General features: G+C 69.0%; 14 protein-coding genes. 7 read left to right on the forward strand and 7 right to left on the reverse strand.

Going from position 1 to position 19,370, the window contains the following annotated elements; all coding sequences use genetic code 11:
• Positions 1-47: 47 nt before the first annotated feature.
• From HCU76_RS14645 to HCU76_RS14655, 3 genes are read left to right on the forward strand one after another with little or no spacing between them, the layout of a single operon-like run.
• A complete protein-coding gene (locus HCU76_RS14645; RefSeq protein WP_218509785.1) occupies positions 48-1,604 on the forward strand; it encodes a class I adenylate-forming enzyme family protein in 1,557 nt (518 codons plus the stop codon).
• Positions 1,591-2,718, forward strand: a complete 1,128-nt coding sequence (locus HCU76_RS14650; protein ID WP_218509786.1) for an SLC13 family permease — start codon at positions 1,591-1,593, stop codon at positions 2,716-2,718. The genes HCU76_RS14645 and HCU76_RS14650 overlap by 14 nt, the downstream gene beginning before the upstream one ends.
• Before the next feature lie 51 nt (positions 2,719-2,769).
• Positions 2,770-3,528 (forward strand): AraC family transcriptional regulator, encoded by a 759-nt coding sequence (locus HCU76_RS14655; RefSeq protein ID WP_218509787.1) that lies wholly within the window; start codon positions 2,770-2,772, stop codon positions 3,526-3,528.
• On the opposite strand, the gene HCU76_RS14660 is transcribed toward HCU76_RS14655, so the two are convergent.
• On the reverse strand, positions 3,512-6,829 hold the full coding sequence (locus HCU76_RS14660) for an autotransporter outer membrane beta-barrel domain-containing protein (protein ID WP_218509788.1): 3,318 nt from the start codon (positions 6,827-6,829) through the stop codon (positions 3,512-3,514). The genes HCU76_RS14655 and HCU76_RS14660 overlap by 17 nt on opposite strands.
• A 239-nt stretch (positions 6,830-7,068) precedes the next feature.
• Between HCU76_RS14660 and HCU76_RS14665 the strand changes: the two genes are divergently transcribed.
• A complete protein-coding gene (locus HCU76_RS14665; protein ID WP_218509789.1) occupies positions 7,069-7,920 on the forward strand; it encodes a DMT family transporter in 852 nt (283 codons plus the stop codon).
• A gap of 152 nt (positions 7,921-8,072) precedes the next feature.
• Complete coding sequence (gene zwf / locus HCU76_RS14670) at positions 8,073-9,536, forward strand: glucose-6-phosphate dehydrogenase (RefSeq protein ID WP_218509790.1); 1,464 nt, start codon at positions 8,073-8,075, stop codon at positions 9,534-9,536.
• 158 nt (positions 9,537-9,694) lie between these two features.
• Here the strand turns inward: zwf and HCU76_RS14675 are convergent, their stop codons facing one another.
• The 3 genes from HCU76_RS14675 to HCU76_RS14685 form a co-directional block, all read right to left on the reverse strand.
• Complete coding sequence (locus HCU76_RS14675) at positions 9,695-10,456, reverse strand: alpha/beta fold hydrolase (protein ID WP_213958448.1); 762 nt, start codon at positions 10,454-10,456, stop codon at positions 9,695-9,697.
• Positions 10,457-10,499: 43 nt separating this feature from the next.
• Positions 10,500-12,860, reverse strand: coding sequence for a cytochrome P450/oxidoreductase (locus HCU76_RS14680; protein WP_213958447.1), 2,361 nt, complete (start codon positions 12,858-12,860; stop codon positions 10,500-10,502).
• A 65-nt stretch (positions 12,861-12,925) separates the two neighbouring features.
• A complete protein-coding gene (locus tag HCU76_RS14685; RefSeq protein WP_218509791.1) occupies positions 12,926-13,894 on the reverse strand; it encodes a tripartite tricarboxylate transporter substrate binding protein in 969 nt (322 codons plus the stop codon).
• A gap of 166 nt (positions 13,895-14,060) precedes the next feature.
• Between HCU76_RS14685 and HCU76_RS14690 the strand changes: the two genes are divergently transcribed.
• Positions 14,061-14,873, forward strand: coding sequence for an IclR family transcriptional regulator (locus HCU76_RS14690; protein WP_213958445.1), 813 nt, complete (start codon positions 14,061-14,063; stop codon positions 14,871-14,873).
• Here the strand turns inward: HCU76_RS14690 and HCU76_RS14695 are convergent.
• The 3 genes from HCU76_RS14695 to HCU76_RS14705 are packed head-to-tail and all read right to left on the reverse strand — an operon-like array spanning position 14,860 to position 18,603.
• The gene (locus tag HCU76_RS14695) at positions 14,860-16,770 is read right to left on the reverse strand and encodes a nitric oxide reductase activation protein NorD (protein ID WP_218509792.1); all 1,911 of its coding nucleotides are present in this window, start codon (positions 16,768-16,770) and stop codon (positions 14,860-14,862) included. The two genes, HCU76_RS14690 and HCU76_RS14695, sit on opposite strands and share 14 nt — an antisense overlap.
• The gene (locus HCU76_RS14700; protein WP_218509793.1) at positions 16,767-17,552 is read right to left on the reverse strand and encodes a CbbQ/NirQ/NorQ/GpvN family protein; all 786 of its coding nucleotides are present in this window, start codon (positions 17,550-17,552) and stop codon (positions 16,767-16,769) included. Before HCU76_RS14700 ends, HCU76_RS14695 begins: the two co-directional genes overlap by 4 nt.
• Before the next feature lie 4 nt (positions 17,553-17,556).
• Complete coding sequence (locus tag HCU76_RS14705) at positions 17,557-18,603, reverse strand: NADP-dependent oxidoreductase (protein WP_218509794.1); 1,047 nt, start codon at positions 18,601-18,603, stop codon at positions 17,557-17,559.
• Between the two features lie 99 nt (positions 18,604-18,702).
• Here HCU76_RS14705 and HCU76_RS14710 point away from each other — a divergent pair, with 99 nt between their 5' ends.
• Complete coding sequence (locus HCU76_RS14710; protein WP_218509795.1) at positions 18,703-19,353, forward strand: hemolysin III family protein; 651 nt, start codon at positions 18,703-18,705, stop codon at positions 19,351-19,353.
• Positions 19,354-19,370 lie beyond the last annotated feature (17 nt).

Below are 19,370 nucleotides of genomic sequence, written 5' to 3' on the forward strand. Positions count from 1 at the left end.
TCAACGCAGCGCGTCGACCGTTCGTTGACGCCTCAATCACTTCACCCATGACCTCCACGGACACCTTGCAAAACGCCATTGACCAGGACTTCGGGCTCATTGCCGACCTCATCCGCATTCACGCGATCGAACGGCCTGAAAGCCTTGCATTGCGAGATAGCGAGTGCACGCTTACTTATGATTCGCTGAATGAATTGATGGACCGGGTCGCATCGGCGCTGCAGCGCGAAGGCCTCGGAACGGGCGACGCCATTGCGATTTGCGCGGCATCTTCTGTCAACTACGCGACAGTGTTTCTGGGTGCGCTGCGCGCTGGGGTGGCAGTTGCGCCGCTGGCGCCGGGATCGACGCCCGAGAGCCTTGCGCGCATGCAGCGGGACGCCCAGGCCCGGCTGCTTTTTGCCGATGTGACCACGGCCGACGTGATCGGGTCGCCGGAAGGCAGCGGCATTCCCCGCATCGCGCTCGATGGTTCCGGCATCGGCCGCGCCTTCGACGACTGGCTGGCGCCGGTGGGCTCGACGCCCGACGCGGTCGCGTTGGCGCCCCCTTCGCCCTTCAACATCATCTATTCGTCCGGCACGACGGGGGAACCGAAGGGCATCGTCCAGGGGCACGGCATGCGCTGGTCGCATGTGAAGCGCGGCGCGCGCTATGAATACGGGCCGGCGACCGTCACCCTGCTCTCCACGCCGCTCTACTCCAACACCACGCTGGTCGTGTTCTTCCCGACCATCGCGTTTGGCGGGCAAGTGATCCTGATGCCGAAGTTCGACGTGACGGGCTACCTTCGGCTGGCGGATGCCAACCGGGTGACCCACACGATGCTCGTGCCGGTGCAATACCAGCGGCTCATGGCAAGCCCGGCGTTCGACACGCACGATCTTTCGTCGTTTCAATACAAGTTCAGCACCAGCGCGCCCTTTGGCGCCTCGCTCAAGGCGGACGTGCTGAAACGCTGGCCGGGCGGCCTGGTCGAGTTCTACGGCATGACCGAAGGCGGCGGCACCTGCATCCTGGAGGCGCACCTGCATCCCGACAAGCTGCACACGGTCGGTCGCCCGGCCGAGGGCAGCGACATCCGGCTGATCGACGATGCCGGCCTGGAAGTCGCGCACGGTGGCGATGGCGAGGTGGTGGGCAGTTCCGCCGGGATGATGGTCGGCTACCACCGCCAGCCGGAGAAGACGCGCGAAGCCGAGTGGTTCGCGCCCGATGGCAAGCGATTCATCCGCACCGGCGACGTGGGCCGCTTCGACGCGGACGGCTTCCTGACGCTGTTCGACCGCAAGAAGGACATGATCATCAGCGGCGGCTTCAACATCTATCCGAGCGATCTTGAGGCGGTGCTGCGCGGCCATCCTGCCGTGGCCGATGTGACCGTGGTGGGCGTGCCCTCCGAACTCTGGGGCGAAACGCCGGTCGGCTACGTGGTGCGCCGGGAGGGCGACGCGACCGATCCGGCCGAGTTGCTGGCATGGACCAATGCCCAGGTCGGCAAGACACAACGGCTCGCAAGCGTGCAACTGATCGACGAACTGCCGCGCAGCGCCATCGGCAAGGTGCTCAAGCGCGAACTGCGCGAGCGGCATGGGCGTAGCTGAGGCCACGCAGCCGCCGCAGACCGGCAAGGAGGGCGGCGGCAACGGCTTGTTGTGGGTGCTGCTGGCGGTGGCCGTGATGCTGGCTTTCGTCCGGCCGCGCGCGCCGGTGGACCTGCTCAAGCTGGTCGACTGGCCGACCATCGGCGCATTGGCCGGCCTTCTGGCCATCACGCAAGGCGTGGAGCGCAGCGGCATGCTGCAATCGACGGCCGAACACCTGCTGGAGCGCACCACCAATCTGCGCAGCCTGGCGCTGTTGCTGGTGGCGACTTCGGCACTGCTGTCGGCGCTGGTGACGAACGACGTGAGCCTGTTCCTGCTGGTGCCGCTCACGCGGGTGCTGGCGACGCAGGCGCACTTGCCGCTGGCCCGGCTGGTGGTGCTGGAGGCGCTGGCGGTGAATGCGGGCTCGGCGCTGACGCCCATCGGAAATCCCCAGAACCTCTACCTGTGGCATCGCTCCGGCGAGAGTTTCATCGGCTTCATGGGCATGATGGCCCCGACGGTCGGGATCATGCTGTTCTGGCTTCTTGCGGCGGTGTGGCTGCTGATGCCGCCCACGCCGATCGAGCTGAAGCACGCGGACGAGACCAGGCCGATGCAGCCGCGGCTGCTGTGGCTTTCCGCCGCGCTGTTTGTCGCGTTCGTGGTGGCGCTGGATCGCCATTGGCTGCTGGCCGGCCTGGGCCTGGTCTTCGGCGTCTACCTGTTGACCTACCGCGGCGTGCTGCGCGGCATCGACTGGTCGTTGCTGGCGATCATCGGGCTGATGTTCGTCGACTTGCGGCAGCTGGCCGAGCTGCCCGCCATCGCATCGCTGCTCGGACGCTGGCCGATCGAGGAAGGCTGGCGCGCCTACCTCGCCGCGGTGCTGACCTCGCAGGTGATCAGCAACGTGCCGGCGGCGATCGTGCTGGACGGCCCGGTGCGCGACCTGCCGGCGCTGGCGGCCGGCGTCAGCGTGGGCGGCTTCGGCTGCGTGCTGGGGTCGCTGGCCAACCTGATCGCGCTTCGCCTGGCGAAGCTGCCTCATGGCCTGCGCGACTTCCATCGGATCAGCATTCCGTTCCTGCTGGTGTGCGCCGCCTCCGCGCTGCTGCTGCGGCTGGGCTGAACCGAAGCACGTTGCCGGCGGCGAGGCGCTCGTTCGACAATGAGGCCGATCATGCAACCGCCAGTCCACGCCGATCCCGTCGCGCCTGCCACGCGCGGCCTGTCATTGCGCCGCTACGGCGCCTCGCGCGGCAGCCATGCGCATGACCATTTCCAGGTGCTCGTGGGCCTGAGCGGCCAGCTCGACCTGGAAGTGGAAGGCCGCGGGCGACACATCGCGCCCGGGGAAGGCTGGGTCATCGCGCCGGGCGACCAGCATGATTTCGAATCGAGCCAGGGCGCGCAGTGCCTGGTGCTCGACACCTCCGACCTGCCCTGGTCCCGCGCCGTAGGACGCACGCCGATGGCACAGAGAACCTTGTCGCTGGCCCGCTACCTGGCGCTGTGCCTGGGGCAGCCCGATTCGCCGAGGCTCGCACTGCACCATGGTCCGGCCTTGCTGCTGGAGGCCTGGGGGCCGTTGCCGGCCAGCGCCAGCCGTCGCCGTGCCATCGACTGGGCCGCGCTGAGCCTTTGGGCGCAGGCGCGCTGGCAACGTACGCTGACGGTGGCCGACATGGCGGCCGTCGTGTGCCTGAGCCCGAGCCAGTTCGCGCAACGCTGCCGCGACGAATGGGGCATGGGCGCCATGCAGTGGCTGCGCCAGCAGCGACTGGTGCACGCGCGCCAACTGCGCGGCCACGGCATGAGCGTGGCCGAGGTGGCGCGCCGCACCGGCTACCGTTCGCCCTCGGCGCTCACGGCGGCGATGCGGCGCGAGGAGGCCCCCGCGCCACTGTCGCGGCTGTCGTCGCCTACCAGCGAACCTTGACGCCGAGGCTGCCGTTGAGGCTGCTGCGCACGTGCGTGTCGCCGCCCAGCGCCCACAGCTTGCCCACTTCGCCGTAGAGGCTCACGACCGGTGTGACGGACAGCGTTGCGCCGACCGCGACTTCGCCGCTGGAGCCACCGGTGTTCGTGAGGATGGCGGTGTTGCCCGCCAGCGTGCCGAAGTTCGTGACATCGGTGCCGTTGGTGCTCGCGTACAGGTTGACGCGGCCATAGGGCTGCAGGACGCCCACGCCCGTGGTGATGTCGCCCTTCACGCGCACGCCCGCGCGGGCCAGCCAGCCATCGGTGGTCCACTGCCGCACCAGCGTTGCACCGGGGATCCAGGCGCTGTCCAGGCTGAGGCTTTGGTGCGCGATCTGGACCTGGGGCTCGATCGTCCAGTTCGGCGCCAGCCGGATCGACTGGCCCAGTTCCAGCGACATGACCAGGCTGTCGCCCTTGCCCGAGATGGGCAAGGACGTTCCGGTCGAGGAGGTGTAGCGATGGCGGCCCGCCTGCACGACCGTGTCCGCGTAGAAGCCCGACGGGCCCCGGTAGGTGGCATAGGCGCCGAGGTACTGGTTGCGCTGGTCGTTGGACCCGACCGCGCGGTTCAGCACGCCGCCGGAGAAACCGTTGACCTGCATGTCGCCGTCGAGCTGGCCGACGTAGAGGCCGGCGCGCCATCCGCCATTGGCGAGGAGATCCGTCCCTGCCTGGAAGCCGGTGACGCGGCCGCTGCTGCGAGGGCTGACCGTCCCTTGCTGGCTGATCGTGTTCTCGACGCTGATCACGCGCGCCCAGCCCTGGCGACTGCCGTCGGTCATGCCGGCATCGTCTCCCACGCGCTGGTGCAGGTTGCCGAGCATCGCGTAGTTGCGCTGGCGGAACTGCTCGGGCAAGGCGGCCAGCAGCGGCACTTCGGCGCGGTAGGCCGGGACAGTCACGGAGGCCGGCGCCGGGGCCTGTTGCTTGACCACATCCTCGGGCGCCGGTGCCGGTGCCGGTGCGGGCGCGGGTGCTGGCGCCGGTGCGGGTGCAGGCGGTGGTGCGGGCGGTGGCGGCGGTGGCACCTCCACATCGGAGCGCAGGTAGCCGCCACTGGCCATCGTGTTCAAGCGGTACTCGAATGCGCCCGCGTCGACATGGCCGCCCGCCAGCGCGAATGCGTTGGCGCCGATGCTGCCGCCATTCGCCGTGCCGATGACTTCGATGCCGTTGCCGGTGGTGCGCGCGCCCAGGCCGCCGAGGCTGGTGACTTGCACCGAGGTCGTGCCGGTCGCCACGGCGGTGGCGCCGCTGAGCAGCAGGCGGTCCGAGGGACTGCCGCTGTCGCCGAGCGCGGTGCCCAGGCGCAGCACGCCGTTGTTGCCCACATAGGGGCCGGTCACGGTCAGCGTGGTGCCGGGCACCGCGCCGAGCAGGCTCACGGTACCGGCATTCGCAAGCGATGCCACCGTCTGGTTGAAGCCGGCGAGATCCAGCGTGGCGCCCGCCCCCACTGTGTGGGCGCTGGCCGCGCTCAGCGCGTTGGCCGCAGCCGCTCGCACGGTGCCCGCGTTGACGTTGGTTGCGCCGCCGTAGTTGTTCGCGCCCGCCAGCACCAGCGTGCCGGCGCCCTCCTTGGCAAGGCCGCCCGCACCGGTCATGCCGGTGCCCAGGCTCAAGGTGGTCCCGGCATTGGTGCGCAGTGTCGCGCCGCCAGCGCCGAGCTTGAGTTGGCGCGCGGTGGCAATGTCGGCCGTGGTCTGCAACGCACCCCCGTCGAGGGTGAGCGCGCCGCTCAGGGCGCCGAGGCTCGCATCGTCGGCGATGGACAGGGCGCCTGCCTTCACGGTCCACGGCGTGACGCCGGGCTGGATACCGTTCAATGTCCAGGTGCTGGCGCCCGTCTTGCGGAAGTCGGTGAAGCCCTGGTACTGGTTGCCGATGGCGGACACGCCGAATGCGGCGTCGGTGTTGCCGCCGAGCGCGAACGCATTGGCGGCGCCTGTGGCCACGGCATTGCCTGTGAAGCCGTAGCCCGATTGCAGTTCGAGCGTGTTGTTGTTGCCGGCGATGGTGACGGCGTTGCCGCGTGTGACGCCATCGCCGCCCAATCCGCCCGAAATGCTGCCGGCGTTGACGACGCTGTTGCCATCGCCGACGACATTGACACCGACACCCGCAGCCCCCGCGGCGCCGCGCGGACCGGTGCTTGCGCCAGCGACGCCGCCATTGCCTCCGCTCAGGTTGCCGGCGTTGACGACCTGCGCACCGGTCGCAGCGACGTTCACGGCATCACCGCCGCTGCCGCCGCCGCCCGAGGGGCCGCCTTCGATCGTGGGATTGCCGACGCCGCCACTGCCGCCGTTGCCACCGCTGATCGCCGCACCCGCCTTGTTGTCGAGTCGTCCGCTCATCAAGGCAATGCCGTTGCCACCGCCCCCGCCGCCGCCGCTGGACCTGTTGTTGCGCACCAGGCCATCGCCACCGTTGCCGCCGTTGCCGCCCGTGATCGATCCGCTGTTGGCGGCCACGCTGGCCGGATCGGCTGGCGCGAAGTAGACGGCGGTGCCGCCGCCGCCACCGCCGCCGCCTTGCGAAGCTGCCGTGCCGCCGTCACCACCACGGCCACCCGAAATACTGCCGCTGTTGCCGATGGCGGTGACGGATGGGTCGATCACGACGCCATATCCGCCGCCACCGCCGCCGCCGGCTGCCCAGAAGCCGTTGCCGCCTTTGCCACCGCTGCCGCCGACCACGGTGCTGGAGTTGGATGTCACCACTCCCGTGGCACCGGCATTGCCGCCGGCACCGCCGCCGCCGAAGCCATTGCCGGTGGTTGGATCGTCCTGGCCGGGTGCACCGTTCGGCGCCGCCGCGGTGCCGGCTGCACCTCCGGCGCCGTCGCCGCCCAGGAACGTGGGATCCGAACCGAGTGTGCCGATCGAGGCGTTAGTACCGGCGGTCGGGCCGGCGGGTGTGGCGTTGCCGCCATTGCCGGCATACGAGCCGACTTCCGTGTCATTGACCGCACCGGCGCCACCCGTGCTGTCCCGGCCGCCTGCACCGGACCAGAGGACGGGATTGGCCGGATGGCCGCCCGCACCGCCATCGCCAGCCGCGGCCGAGCCCACGGCCAGCAACATCGTGGCCGCGATGGCGATCGCCCGCACGCGAGCGCCGTGAACCGCGGTGGCGCTTCCAGCACTTGCGCCAATGTCGCTGGCGGAACCGCTGACCCGGCCACGCGCGATCTCCGAAACGGCCTGCCAGCATCCAAGCGCTTTGTTGAAAACGACGCGATATACGCAGTTCATCAGAAGTCCCCCTGTTTCCTTGTTGAGATCGGCACTCCGGTCGTGAGACATTTCCACGTCTCGTGACGGGTATTTCGCACAACTTAAGTACTCAAGTTTCTATTTGACACGGGGTGTGACTTTTGAGTTACGCAAAATTCCCGGTTTTGGTGCTCTGCGAAGGCGCAGAAGCGCACGGTCCGTCGTTCCGCGACGAGAAACCGGCATTAGTCGACGACCGCGCCGGCTAGCCTCGGTGCATGCCAAAGTCGTATCTCCATGCCTTGGGGGCCATTGCGCTCTGGGCCACCCTTGCCTCGCTCGGAACCGCGCTGTCGCATGTGCCGCCCTTTCTCCTGACCGGCCTGTCCCTGGCGATAGGCGGCCTGCTCAGCCTGCCGAGCGTGCTGCGCGACCGGGCCGTCTGGCGCATACCGCCTCGCACCTTGGCGCTGGGCGTGTACGGCCTGTTCGGCTTCCACTTCCTGCTGTTCCTGGCGTTGCGGCACGCGCCGCCGGTGGAAGCCAACCTGGTCAACTACCTGTGGCCGCTGCTGATGGTGGTGCTGGCGCCGGTGCTGCTGGCGGGCGTCTCGTTGCGGCCTGCGCACCTGGTGGCGGCGTTGCTGGGCTTCACCGGCGCGGCCATCGCGATCCTCGGCGCGCGCGACGGCACGGCCGGCGCGACCACCGAGACCTGGGGCTTCGCGCTGGCCGCCGGTTCGGCGTTCATCTGGTCCAGCTATTCGCTGTGGACACGGCGGGTGCCGGCGTTCTCGACCGCGGCCATCGGGCTGTTCGGGTTGGTCTCGGGGATGCTCTCGCTGGCGTGCCATGCGGTGCTGGAGCCGTCGGCGAGCCTGTCGATGCGCGACTGGCTGCTGCTGGCCGTGTGCGGGCTCGGACCGCTCGGCGCTGCCTTCTACCTCTGGGACATGGCCCTGAAAGGCGGCGACGTGCGCCAGATCGGCATCCTGAGCTACCTCACGCCGCTGGCGTCGACGGCCTTGCTGCTGGTGGTGACGGGCCGGCCGCTGAGCTGGACGATTGCGCTTGCCGCGGCGCTGATCATTTCCGCGGCCGTGCTGGGCGCGCGTACGAAATCCGCCTGATCCCGCGCATCGGCGCATGCCGCCGCTGCATGCGCCCACGCCAAATTTGCGGAGCGCGAATCGATTTCGCCGGTCATCATCTGCAGGTGCGCTGCGGCGCTGGCATCGAAATCGCTTGCCCGCCGCAGACGACAACTCCAGGGTGACAAAAGATGGCAAAGATTCCTCCCGGCGTCGGTCCGCGGTTTCCGCAAGTGGTGGTGCTGGTCGGCGCGACCGGCGACCTCGCGCGGCGCAAGCTGCTGCCGGGCTTGTTCCACCTGTGCAGCACGGGCTTCATCCCGGGGTGCCGGATCATCGGCGTGTCGCTCGACGAAATCGATGTCGAAGGCTTTCGCAAGTCCGCCCGATCGGCGCTCGACGAGTTCGGCAGCCGCAAGGTCACGCAGGCCGCGTGGGACACCTTTGCCGCGACGCTCGACTACGTGCCGCTGTCGGCCGGCGCCCCAGCGCTGCGCGAGGCCGTCGAGCGTGCGGAGCAATCCTTCGGCGCCGAATGCCGGCGCCTGCACTACCTGAGCGTGCCGCCCAACGCGGCGCTGACCGTGGTGCGCATGCTGGGCGAGGCGGGGCTGGTGGAGCGCTCGCGCATCGTCATGGAAAAGCCCTTCGGCACCGACCTGAAGAGCGCGGTCACCCTCAACAGCAAGCTGCACGAGGTGTTCCAGGAGGAGCAGATCTTCCGCATCGACCACTTCCTCGGCAAGGAGCCGGCGCAGAACATCCTGGCCTTCCGCTTTGCCAACGGCCTGTTCGAGCCGATCTGGAACCGCAACTTCATCGACCACGTGCAGATCGACGTGCCCGAGACGCTGGGCCTCGGCAAGCGGGCCGGCTTCTACGAGCAGACGGGTGCCTACCGCGACATGGTCGTCACCCACCTGTTCCAGATCCTCGCGTTCATGGCGATGGAGCCGCCGACCGCGCTCGACCCGGCGCCGATCAGTGAGGAGAAGAACAAGGTCTTCCGCAGCATGGAGCCGATCGTGCCGAGCGACGTGGTGCGCGGCCAGTACATGGGCTACCGCGGCGAGGAAGGCGTGGACCCGGACTCCGACACCGAGACCTTCATCGCGCTGAAATGCCACATCGACAACTGGCGCTGGGCCGGCGTGCCCTTCTACCTGCGCACCGGCAAGCGCCTGGCCGAGGGGCAGCGCATCATCTCGATTGCGTTCCGCGAGCCGCCCAAGAGCATGTTCCCGCCGGGCTCGGGCGTCGGCGCGCAGGGGCCGGACCACCTGACCTTCGACCTGGCGGATGCCTCGAAGATGTCGCTGTCGTTCTACGGCAAGCGACCCGGGCCCGGCATGCGACTGGACAAGCTGAGCCTGCAGTTCGCGATGCGCGACACCGGGCTGGCGGGGGAAGTGCTCGAAGCCTACGAGCGGCTGATCCTCGATGCGATGCGCGGCGACCGCACCTTGTTCACCACGGCGGAAGGCATCGAGCGGCTGTGGGAGGTGTCGACGCACTTGCTCGAATCGCCGCCGCCGGTGCGGCTCTACGAGCAGGGCTCATGGGGGCCGAAGGCGGTGCACCAGTTGATCGCGCCGCACGCGTGGCGACTGCCCTTCGAGCGGGCTTGGCGCGATCCGAACAAGGCCGGCAGCTGATTCTTATCAGCTTTCCACGGCGTGCGCGCCACCCACGACGCATGAAACCGGCGAGCAAAGCGAAGCCCGTTCGTGGCCCCCCCGTGGAACCGGCTTTGCCGGGCCGCTGGGTCCGCTCCCTCGAGGGGGAAGCGCCTCCGGCGCTTCGGAGGTGGGTGTCAAGCCCCGCGCAAGAAGGCTTCGAAGCGACTGACCAGCGCGATGGGTGTTTCCTCCATCGGATAGTGGCCGGCATTGCCGATCACCTCGAGCCGCGCCTGCGGATAGTGCAGCATCCACGTCGCCTTGCTGGTCTCGGCGCCGAGGGCCGGGTCATGCTCGCCGGGCAGCACCAGCACCGGCAGGTTCTTGCCCTGGATACGTGGCGCGATATCGGTCTTGGCCCAGGCCTGCAGGTAGCCGGCCACGGCCTCTTCGTCCGAGTTCGCCACCGAGGCGGCCACCATCGCGTCCAGCCAGGTGCCGGTCAGGCGGTTGCCGGTCGTCAGGTCGATGATGGCGCGGCGCGTGCCGGGGTCGCCCGCGGCGGCGGAGAAGAAGGCCCAGCCGTTGTCGTCGAAAGGCACGCCGGATGCGGGCACCGGCGTGATGCCGACCAGCGCGCTCACCCGCTCCGGCGCATCGGCCAGCACCTGCTGGATCGCCATGCCGCCCATCGAATGGCCAATCAGCGCGAAGCGGTCCCAGCCGAGTTGGTCGGCCAGCGCCAGCGTGTCCTCGGCGATCGCTGCCATGGTGTAGGGGCCGCCGCTGCCCTTGCGCGCGCCGTAGCCGCGGTAGTCCATGAGGGCATAGCTGAAGTCCTTGCCGTCGAGGTGGTGGACCATCGGTCCCCAGTTGCGGGCGGTGCCGAACCAGCCATGCAGGCAGATGACCTTGCGCGGGCCGGTTCCGATCACGAGGGGGTCTTGCTTGCTCATTTCTTTCTGTCTCCTTGTTGTGGTTGCACGGAATCGATCGGTCCTAAAGTTCCAGCACCAGCCGCCCGTCGCAGGCGCGCGAACAGCAGGCCATCATCCGCGTGCCGGCCTCGCGTTCGGCGCGCGTGAGCACGACGTCGCGATGATCGATCCTGCCGGCCAGCACGCGCACCTCGCAGGAGCCGCACAGGCCCTCCTCGCAATCGCTCTGCACGTCGATGTTGGCGGCGCGCAAGGCGCTCAGCACCGTCTGGTCGGCCGGGACGTGGACCGTGATGCCGGAGTCTTTCAGTTCGACGTCGAAGGCGTGTTCGCGCGACGGGTCGAGCGTACGCAGCGTCGATTCGAAGTGCTCCACATGCAGCGCATCTTCCGGCCAGTGGGCGCAATGCGCCTCCAGCGCCTGCAGCATGCGCATCGGGCCGCAGGCGTAGACCTGCGTGTCCGCATCCGGCGTGGCGAGCAGCGCGGACAGATCGTTGCGCTGCCCTTCGCTCCCGGCATGGACATGCAGGCGCTCGCCGTGCAACGCGGCCAGTTCGTCGAGGAAGGCCATGGTGTCGCGCGAACGGCCGCTGTAGTGCAGCTGGTAGTCGATGCCAAGTTCCTTCGCGCGCCGGGCCATCGCGCTGACCGGCGTGATGCCGATGCCGCCGGCGATGAAGATTGCGCGGCGTGTGGATTCGTCGAGGTGGAAGTGGTTGCGCGGGCCGCGGATCTTGAGCCTGTCGCCGGCCTTCACATGCCCATGCACCCACTCCGAGCCGCCGCGACCGGCAGGCTCGCGCAGCACCGCGATTTCCAGCGCATGCGCATCGGCCGGATCGCCGCACAGCGAGTACTGGCGCGACAGGTCCGGATGGCCGCATTCGATGTCGATGTGCGAGCCCGGCGTCCAGCGCGGCATGGCGCGACCGTCGGGTGCGACGAGGCGCAGCCTGACGATGCCCTCGGCCACCGGCGTCACGCTTTCCACGACCACCGGCCGCGTGATCGCGCCCTTCGACGGCTCGCCGATGCGCACCGGCGCCGGCGCGTCGAGACGGCGAAGCGCTGGCTGCGTGCGTTCCGGGTTCCGCGAAGGATCCCATTCGACCCATAGGTGCTCCGGCCCGCGAAACGACGTGTTGGGCACGTAGCTGAACTTCTGCGGTGCGAGGCGCATGTGCGGCAGGCGGCGCGCGAACTCCTCCAGGAAGACCTGCATCTCCATGCGCGCCAGGTTCTTGCCCATGCACTGGTGCGAGCCGTAGCCGAAAGTCAGGTGGTCGCTCGCGTTGTCGCGGCGGATGTCGAACAGGTCGGCGTCGGCGAAATGGCCTTCGTCATGGTTGGCCGACGAGGTGACGATCAGCAGCTTCGACCCCGCCGGCAGGTCGACGCCACCGACCTGCGCGTCGGCCGTGACGATGCGCCGCCAGGCGGCCACCGAGCCGTTGTGGCGCAGGCATTCCTCCACCGCGTTCGGAATGAGGCTGGGGTCTTCGCAGACCTCGCGCCACACGTCCGGGTGCTGCAGCAGCAGCTTCATCGCGTTGGCCGTCGCATTGGCCGTCGTCTCGTGCGCGGCGACGATGCCGGCCATCATCATCGAGTGCAGGTAGGAGTCGGTGACCACCTCGGGCTGTTCGCGCTGCTTGCGCAAGCCGTACTGCATCCAGCCGCCGCCCTCGGGGTTCTCGCGCATCTTGTCGAGCACCTTGCCGGCGTACTGCCAGAAGTTGCCGACGGCGTGCGCCACCGCGACCTGCTCCTCCGGCTTCGGGCGGCCCCAGGTGTTGACGGTGTGCGCGATCGAATACTTGCGCAGCGTGTCCATGTCTTCCTCGGGCACGCCGAGGAAGTGCAGCGCCACGGTGAGCGGGATCTCCCACAGCATCTGGTCGACCAGGTCGGCCCGGCCGTCATCGATGAAGCGGTCGACGTATTCGCGCGCCAGTTCGCGCACCATGGGCTCGTGGTGCCGGAGTTCCTCGGGGATGAAGGAATGCATCAGCGCGCGGCGGCGCGGCATGTGCGCGGGCTCGTCCTCGTTGACCAAAGTGCGGTTCAGCGCGAAGCCGTAGGAGGCCAGCACGGCGTTGGCCTCCTCGCCGGTCGGCGTGATCTTCTCCAGCGCGATGGCCGGGCTGAAGGTGATGTTGTCGCGGAAGATGGCCTTGATGTCGTCGTAGCGCGTGACCACCCAGTAATTGAGCTTGGGGCTCCAGAAGATCGGCTCCTGCTCGCGCGCCCATCGCACGCACTCGGGCGGGTCTTGCTGGTAGCCGTCCCCGAAGGGGTCGAAGTCGGCCGCGCGCTGGCTGACCGGGCAGCCGGTGGGCGTGCGCTCGGTGGACAACGGACCGTGGGCCACGGGGCAGCCGCTGGCGCGGGGCGGGGAGCCGACTTCGGCTGGCTTCATCGGTGCCTCCTTGAAGGTGTTGAGATGTCCTGGAGATCGGTGGCCGCAGTTGAAATACTGCCTTCCTAGTCCAGCGAGATGTTGAGGTCGCGGATCAGCTTCTGCCACTTGGCCGATTCCGTCTTCAGCAGCGCGGCGAACTGCGCCGGCGTGTCGCCCACCGGTTCCACGCCGAAGTCGACCAGGCGCTTGTTCACGGCCGGGTCCTGGATGGCCGCGACGACCTGCTTGTTGAGCGCGGCGATGGTGTCGGCCGGCGTGGCGGCGGGCACCACCATGCCGACCAGCGCGGCCGCCTCGACGTTCTTGTGGCCGAGTTCGGCAAAGGTGGGCACGTCGGGCAGTTGCGGCAGGCGCTTGGGGCTCGCCACCGCCAGCGCCCTGATCTTGCCGCTCTTGATGAAGGCCGCTCCGGAAGCCAGGTCGATCATCATCGCGGGCACCTGTCCGCCGGCCAGGTCGGCCAGCGCGGGCGCGGCGCCCTTGTACGGCACGTGGACCATGGCCAGCCCGGCCTCCGACTTGAGCAGTTCCATCGCCAGGTGGTGCGGGCTGCCGGCGCCGGCCGAGGCGTAGTTGAGGCCGCCGGCCTTGGCCTTGGCCTCCGCGATGAAGTCCTTCGCATTGGCCGCCGAATTCCCCGGGCCGACCACGAGGATCATCGGGAAGCGCCCCATCAGCGTGACCGGCGCGAGGTCCCTGGTCGGGCTGTAGCTGAGCGACTTGTAGAGCACCGGGTTGAACACCAGCGTGCCGTTGTCGGCAGACAGCACCGTGTAGGCGTCGGGCGCAGAGCGCGCCACGTCCGACGCGCCGATGGCCGTGTTGCCGCCCGGCTTGTTGTCGACCAGCACCGGCTGCTTGACCTGCGTGGACAAGGCCTGGCCGATGGTGCGCGCCAGGAAGTCCGATCCGCCGCCCGCCGGGTAGGGCACCACCCAGCGGATCGGCTTGGCCGGCCAGGTTTGCGCCATCGCATGCGAGGTGGCCAGCAGGGGAACGGCCAGCAGGCAGGCGGACAACAGTTTCTTCATCGGGAGTCTCCTGGTCTTGAAAGAGAGTGCCCCCAAGGCAGAGCCACCCGGCCCGGCCCCCGCGAGGGATCCAGTCGAGACGGCTCGGCTTGAGAGGGGTATGTACGAATAGCGTAAGTTTGATACGCAATGCGTAATTGCGTTTTGGTGTTTACCCTTCCACCTCATGCCTGCACTCGCCAACGCCCCCAACCGCCGCCAGCGCGTTCAATCCGCCGAGACCGGCATGGCCGTGCTGAAGGGACTGGCGCGCCTCGGTGGTCGCGCCAGCCTGACGGCATTGGCAGCGCACATCGAGGAGAGCCCTGCCAAGGTCCATCGCTACCTGGCCAGCCTCATGGAAGAAGGCCTGGTGGCGCAGGACGCCGGCTCGCAGCACTACCACCTGGGTGCGGAAGCCATCCAGATCGGGCTGGCCGCGATGCGCCAGGCCGACCCGATCCGCGTGGCCGAGCCTTCGCTGATCCGTCTGCGCGAGAGCCTGGAGGTGACCTGCTTCGTGGCCGTGATGGGCAACAAGGGGCCGACCATCGTGCGCTTCGAGGAGCCCGGCCTGCCGGTGACGGTGAACGTGCGCGTCGGCTCGGTGATGTCGATGCTGTGGTCGGCCACCGGGCGCGTGTTCCTCGGGCTGCTCGCCGGCTCGCGCGTTCGGGCGCTGGCCCAGGAGGAATGGACCGCGGCCTCCCCCGAGATGCGCGCGCAGCTCGACGCCAAGGACCCGATCGGTCAGGTGTGCGAAGAACTGCGACATCACCATTGCGCCACGGTGCGCGACACCTACCAGCGCGGCATCAGCGCCGTGGCCGCGCCGGTGTACGACCATGCCGGGCATGTCTGCGCCGTGCTTACCGCCCTGGGCGCGACGGGGGGTTTCGACCCTTCGGTCGACGGCGTGATCGCCCAGGCGGTGCGGCGCGAGGCGGCTGCGGCCAGCGGGCTGCTCGGCGGCGAGCGCTTCGTCGTCAGCGAACCGTGAGCGCGCGGTAGACCTTGCCGAGCTGCGCCGGCAAGGCGCTGACATCGTCGATGACGAGGTAGCGGTCGGGCGCGCACGTGGTGCGCAGGTAGTCGTGGCCGGCCGGGTCGATGGCGATGCAGAAGGTGTCGATGCCCGATTGCTCCGCCTCGCGCAAGGCACGTGCCGTGTCATGGATGCCGTAGGCCGCATCGCCTCGCACGGGGCCGTAGTCGCTGTCCTGCGGATAGCCGTCGGACACGACGATGAGTACGCGCGTGGCCGCGGGCTCGCGCGCCAGCCGCATCGTGGCATGGCGGATGGCCGCGCCGGTGCGCGTGGCGCCCATCGGCTGCATCGCGGCGAGCGCCGCGGCCGTACGCGCGGACCACGGGTCGTCGAAGGCCTTGGCCACGTGGAAGGCGACGTTGTGGCGCCCCTCCCCGGAGAATCCGTAGACCGCATGACGGTCGCCCAACTCGTGCAGCGCATCGCACATGAGGCCCAGCGCATCGGCGGCGATGTCGATCACGCGGCGGCGCGCGGGGCGCTGCGCGGCGCGCATGGCGACACGGCCCTGGTAGAGGTAGTCATCGTCGTCATCGTCTTCGCTCGCGGCCTGCGCCATTGCGTCCGGTACGAGGAAGCCGGTAGAGCCGCTCATGTCGACCAGGAAGGCGGCGCACACGTCACGGCGCGGTTGCTGCGCGGCGATGAAGACGCGGCCCTCGGCGAGCCGGCCCGCGCGACGCTCCACGGCTTCCGCGATGGCAGCGTCGAGGTCGATCTCGTCGCCGTCGAGCCTTCGATGCACGCGCTGGCGAAAGGCCGGACGGATGGCCGCGAACCGGTGGCGCACCTCGCCGCGCAAGACGGCATGTCGCTCGCGCAGGTCGTGCAGGAAGCGGATGTTGTCGCCGCGCAGGCGCCGCTCGCGGACCTGGCACCAGTCGGGCAGGTAGCGCCGCGCGGTGTGGTCCCATTCGTCATGGAAGTAGCTGTGCGTGGCGGCTGGCGGGGGTGACGATGGGGCGCTCGTGGCGGATCGCTGCGCTTTGGCGGGCGGGTCGGCGTCCGCCGCGTCGAAGTTGAAGGCCAGCGCGGCGCTCCAGCCGCCATCGCCGGCATCGCCGTTGGTGCTATCGCCGTCCGGCGCATCGCCATCGACGCGGCCTGCCCGCAGGCCATCGTATGGCGCCTCGCCCGTTGCCTCGACGAAAGACGTCGCCCGCCTCGGTCGCGCTGCGGCGTCGAGCACGGCGCAGATCGCAGCTGTGACGCGCAGGCTGTGGCGTGCATCGGCAGCTTCTGCCTGCACCGTGGCGGCGAGGTCGAGGATGCGATCGAGCATGGGGTTGCTCCGCGGCTGCGTGCGACCAGTGGGATCAACGGCACCAACTAGACCAACGGGATCAGCTAGACCAAGGGGATCGACGGAATCGACGGAATCGGAGCGTCCCGCGCCCAGCGTGAAGCGCGCGAGTCCGTCGATCACCGAATGCATCGGTCGCGCTTCATCGCACACAGGCGCGCGGCGGGCCAAGGCATGCGCTCGAACACGCTGCAGATCGCCCACCGCGCCCGGGTAGCGACGCTCGATCACGCTGTCGATGCGCAGCCTTTCGAGCCAGCGGTAAACCCGTCGCGCGAGGGTCGGTCGCGGCCATCGATGGAACTCGGGCGCGGCATCGGCATCGCCCAGCTGCCGCAGCACGGCGACGCGGCAAGCGCCATGGTTCTCTCGCCGCGAGCCGAAGTCGTCCGTCACCGCAGGCAGGCGGATGGCCTGCGCGTCGCCAGCGCCCTCGCCTTCCAGCTGGACCGCCTTCGCCCTGCCGCCCAGCCCTTGCGCGAACAGCGCCATCGCGCGGTGCAGCTGTTCGAAACGAACCGCGTGCGCCGCGCCGGGGTCGTTCATGGCAGCAGCACGTCGACGATGTCCGCGAGCGCCTGCTGCACGTCGGGCTCGTCGCTGATCGCATGCGTGATCGCGATGTCGCAGGCGCGGCGTGGCGCGATGCCGCCGGCGATCAGTTGCCCGGTGTAGACCAGCAGGCGCGTGCTCACGCCGTCCGTCAATCCGTGTTCACGCAGCGCACGCACCTTGTCGCCGATGGTCGCGAGCCGATGCGCCATCGCCGCATCGACACCGCTTTCATGCGCGACGATGGTCGCCTCGACATCGACGGCCGGGTAGTTGAACTCCAGGCTCACGAAGCGCTGCCGCGTCGATGGCTTCAGGTCCTTGAGGCTGCTCTGGTAGCCGGGGTTGTAGGAGATGACGAGCAGGAAGTCCGGGTGCGCCTCGAGCAGTTCGCCGGTCTTCTCGATCGGCAGCATGCGGCGGTGGTCGGTCAGCGGATGGATCACGACGGTGGTGTCCTTGCGCGCCTCGACTACTTCGTCGAGATAGCAGATCGCGCCGGTGCGCACCGCGCGTGTCAGCGGGCCGTCCGTCCAGACGGTGCTGTCGGCCGAGAGCAGGTAGCGTCCGACCAGGTCGTTGGCCGTGAGGTCTTCGTGGCAGGCCACCGTGACCAACGGCTGGCCCCACAAGCGCCAGGCCATGTGCTCGATGAAGCGCGTCTTGCCGCAGCCGGTCGGCCCCTTCAGCAGCACCGGCAGCCGCGCGCGCCGGGCCGCCTCGAACACCTGCACCTCGTCGCCGACGGGCAGGTACCAGGGTTCCGGCGCGGCCATGGCGTCAGTCGGCTGCGACTTCCAGCACCAGCTTGCCGAAGTTCTCGCCCGCGAACAGCTTGTTCAGCGCCTCGGGGAAGGTGTCGATGCCCTTCACCGTGTCTTCCTTGCTCTTCATGCGTCCGTCCTTCAGGTAGCCGGCGAGTTCGGCGATGGCGATGTGATAGCGATCGGCATAGTCGAATACGACGATGCCTTCCATGCGCGCACGGTTGACCAGCAGGCTCAGGTAGTTGCGCGGGCCGGCGGCCGGCATGCTGTTGGCGTTGTTGTACTGGCTGATCGCACCGCAGATGATGACGCGGGCCTTGCGCGCCAGCTTGGCCAGCACCTGGTCGAGGATCTCGCCGCCGACGTTGTCGAAGTAGATGTCCACGCCCTTGGGGCAGTGTTCCTTCAGCCCCGCGCGCACGGCGCCCTCGCCGGCCTTGTAGTCGATGCAGGCGTCGAAGCCCAGCTCCTTCACCACCCAGTCGCACTTGGCGGCGCCGCCCGCGATGCCGACCACGCGGCAGCCCTTGATCTTGGCGAGTTGGCCCACCGTCTGGCCGACCGCGCCGGCCGCGCCGGAGACGACGACCGTCTCGCCCGGCTTCGGCTGGCCGACGTCCATGAGGCCGAAGTAGCCGGTCATGCCGGGCATGCCGAGCACGTTGAGCCATTGGCCGATGGTGCCGGCGCGCAGGTCGATCTTCACCAGGCCGTTGCGCTTGGTCTGGTCCTGCTCGATGACCATGTACTCCTGCACGCCCAGCGTGCCGTACACCGTGTCGCCCACGGCAAACGCCGGGTTCTTCGACGCGACCACGCGGCCGATGCCGCCGGCACGCATCACTTCGCCGATGGCCACGGGCGGGATGTAGCTCTTCGCATCGTTGAGCCAGCCGCGCATGGCCGGGTCCAGCGACAGCGTCAGCGTCTTGATGAGCACGCCGCCCTCGGCCGGTTCGCCAACCGGTTCGGTCGTGAAGTTCCAGTGCTCGCGCGTGGCAGTGGTTTCGGGGCGCTTGGCCAGGCGGACCTGGTGGTTGGTGAGCGTGGTGGCGGACATGGTGTCTCCTTGGGAATAGCGTGATGGAGTTGGATGCTAGCCGGGGCATCAGCCGTGCGGCGTAGCGCGCGCGACAACCGACGTGTGCACAATGGCCCGATGAGCACGCTGACGCCACCCCGAATCCAGACCCTCGGCGAGGAAATCGCCAACGCGATCAGCCACGGCCTGGGCCTGCTGCTGGCGGTGGCATCACTGCCGATCCTGGTCTACAACGCGTCGATGCACGGCCAGGCGGCCAACATCATCGGCGCATCGCTGTTCGCGAGCACCGCCATCGTGCTTTACCTGGTTTCGACGCTGTACCACGCGCTGCCGGCCGGCCGCGCCAAGGTGCTCCTGAACCGGCTCGACCACGCGGCCATCTACCTCTTCATCGCGGGCAGCTACATGCCCTTCCTGCTGGGCGTGCTGCGCGGGCCGGTGGGCTGGGTGCTGTTCGCCGCCGTCAGCTGCGCGGCCGTGCTCGGCGTCGGCGCCAAGCTGTTCGACCGGCTGAAGCATCCGCTGTGGTCCACCGGCCTCTACGTGGCGATGGGCTGGATGGCCCTGATCGCGGCGGTGCCGCTGTACGAGCGCATGTCGCCGGCCGGACTCGGCTGGCTGGTCGCGGGCGGGCTGGCGTACACCGCGGGCGCGGTCGTGTTCCTGCTCGATTCGAAGCTGCGGTACGCGCACTTCGTCTGGCACCTGTTCGTGCTGGCCGGCAGCGTCTGCCACTTCTTCGCGGCACTCTGGCACGCGTATTGAGCGGGCCTGGGCTCAAG

Origin of the sequence: Variovorax sp. dw_308 (assembly GCF_019207085.1) — a bacterium.
Lineage (GTDB): Bacteria > Pseudomonadota > Gammaproteobacteria > Burkholderiales > Burkholderiaceae_C > Variovorax.

Excerpts from the sequence above, each read along its gene's own strand:
- HCU76_RS14650 (WP_218509786.1), top strand. The coding sequence starts at position 1,591 with ATGGGCGTAGCTGAGGCCACGCAGCCGCCGCAGACCGGCAAGGAGGGC.
- HCU76_RS14685 (WP_218509791.1), bottom strand. The coding sequence starts at position 13,894 with ATGAAGAAACTGTTGTCCGCCTGCCTGCTGGCCGTTCCCCTGCTGGCC.
- HCU76_RS14645 (WP_218509785.1), top strand. The coding sequence starts at position 48 with ATGACCTCCACGGACACCTTGCAAAACGCCATTGACCAGGACTTCGGG.
- HCU76_RS14680 (WP_213958447.1), bottom strand. The coding sequence starts at position 12,860 with ATGAAGCCAGCCGAAGTCGGCTCCCCGCCCCGCGCCAGCGGCTGCCCC.
- HCU76_RS14705 (WP_218509794.1), bottom strand. The coding sequence starts at position 18,603 with ATGTCCGCCACCACGCTCACCAACCACCAGGTCCGCCTGGCCAAGCGC.
- HCU76_RS14700 (WP_218509793.1), bottom strand. The coding sequence starts at position 17,552 with ATGGCCGCGCCGGAACCCTGGTACCTGCCCGTCGGCGACGAGGTGCAG.
- HCU76_RS14690 (WP_213958445.1), top strand. The coding sequence starts at position 14,061 with ATGCCTGCACTCGCCAACGCCCCCAACCGCCGCCAGCGCGTTCAATCC.
- HCU76_RS14660 (WP_218509788.1), bottom strand. The coding sequence starts at position 6,829 with ATGAACTGCGTATATCGCGTCGTTTTCAACAAAGCGCTTGGATGCTGG.
- HCU76_RS14665 (WP_218509789.1), top strand. The coding sequence starts at position 7,069 with ATGCCAAAGTCGTATCTCCATGCCTTGGGGGCCATTGCGCTCTGGGCC.
- HCU76_RS14675 (WP_213958448.1), bottom strand. The coding sequence starts at position 10,456 with ATGAGCAAGCAAGACCCCCTCGTGATCGGAACCGGCCCGCGCAAGGTC.
- HCU76_RS14710 (WP_218509795.1), top strand. The coding sequence starts at position 18,703 with ATGAGCACGCTGACGCCACCCCGAATCCAGACCCTCGGCGAGGAAATC.
- HCU76_RS14655 (WP_218509787.1), top strand. The coding sequence starts at position 2,770 with ATGCAACCGCCAGTCCACGCCGATCCCGTCGCGCCTGCCACGCGCGGC.
- zwf (WP_218509790.1), top strand. The coding sequence starts at position 8,073 with ATGGCAAAGATTCCTCCCGGCGTCGGTCCGCGGTTTCCGCAAGTGGTG.
- HCU76_RS14695 (WP_218509792.1), bottom strand. The coding sequence starts at position 16,770 with ATGAACGACCCCGGCGCGGCGCACGCGGTTCGTTTCGAACAGCTGCAC.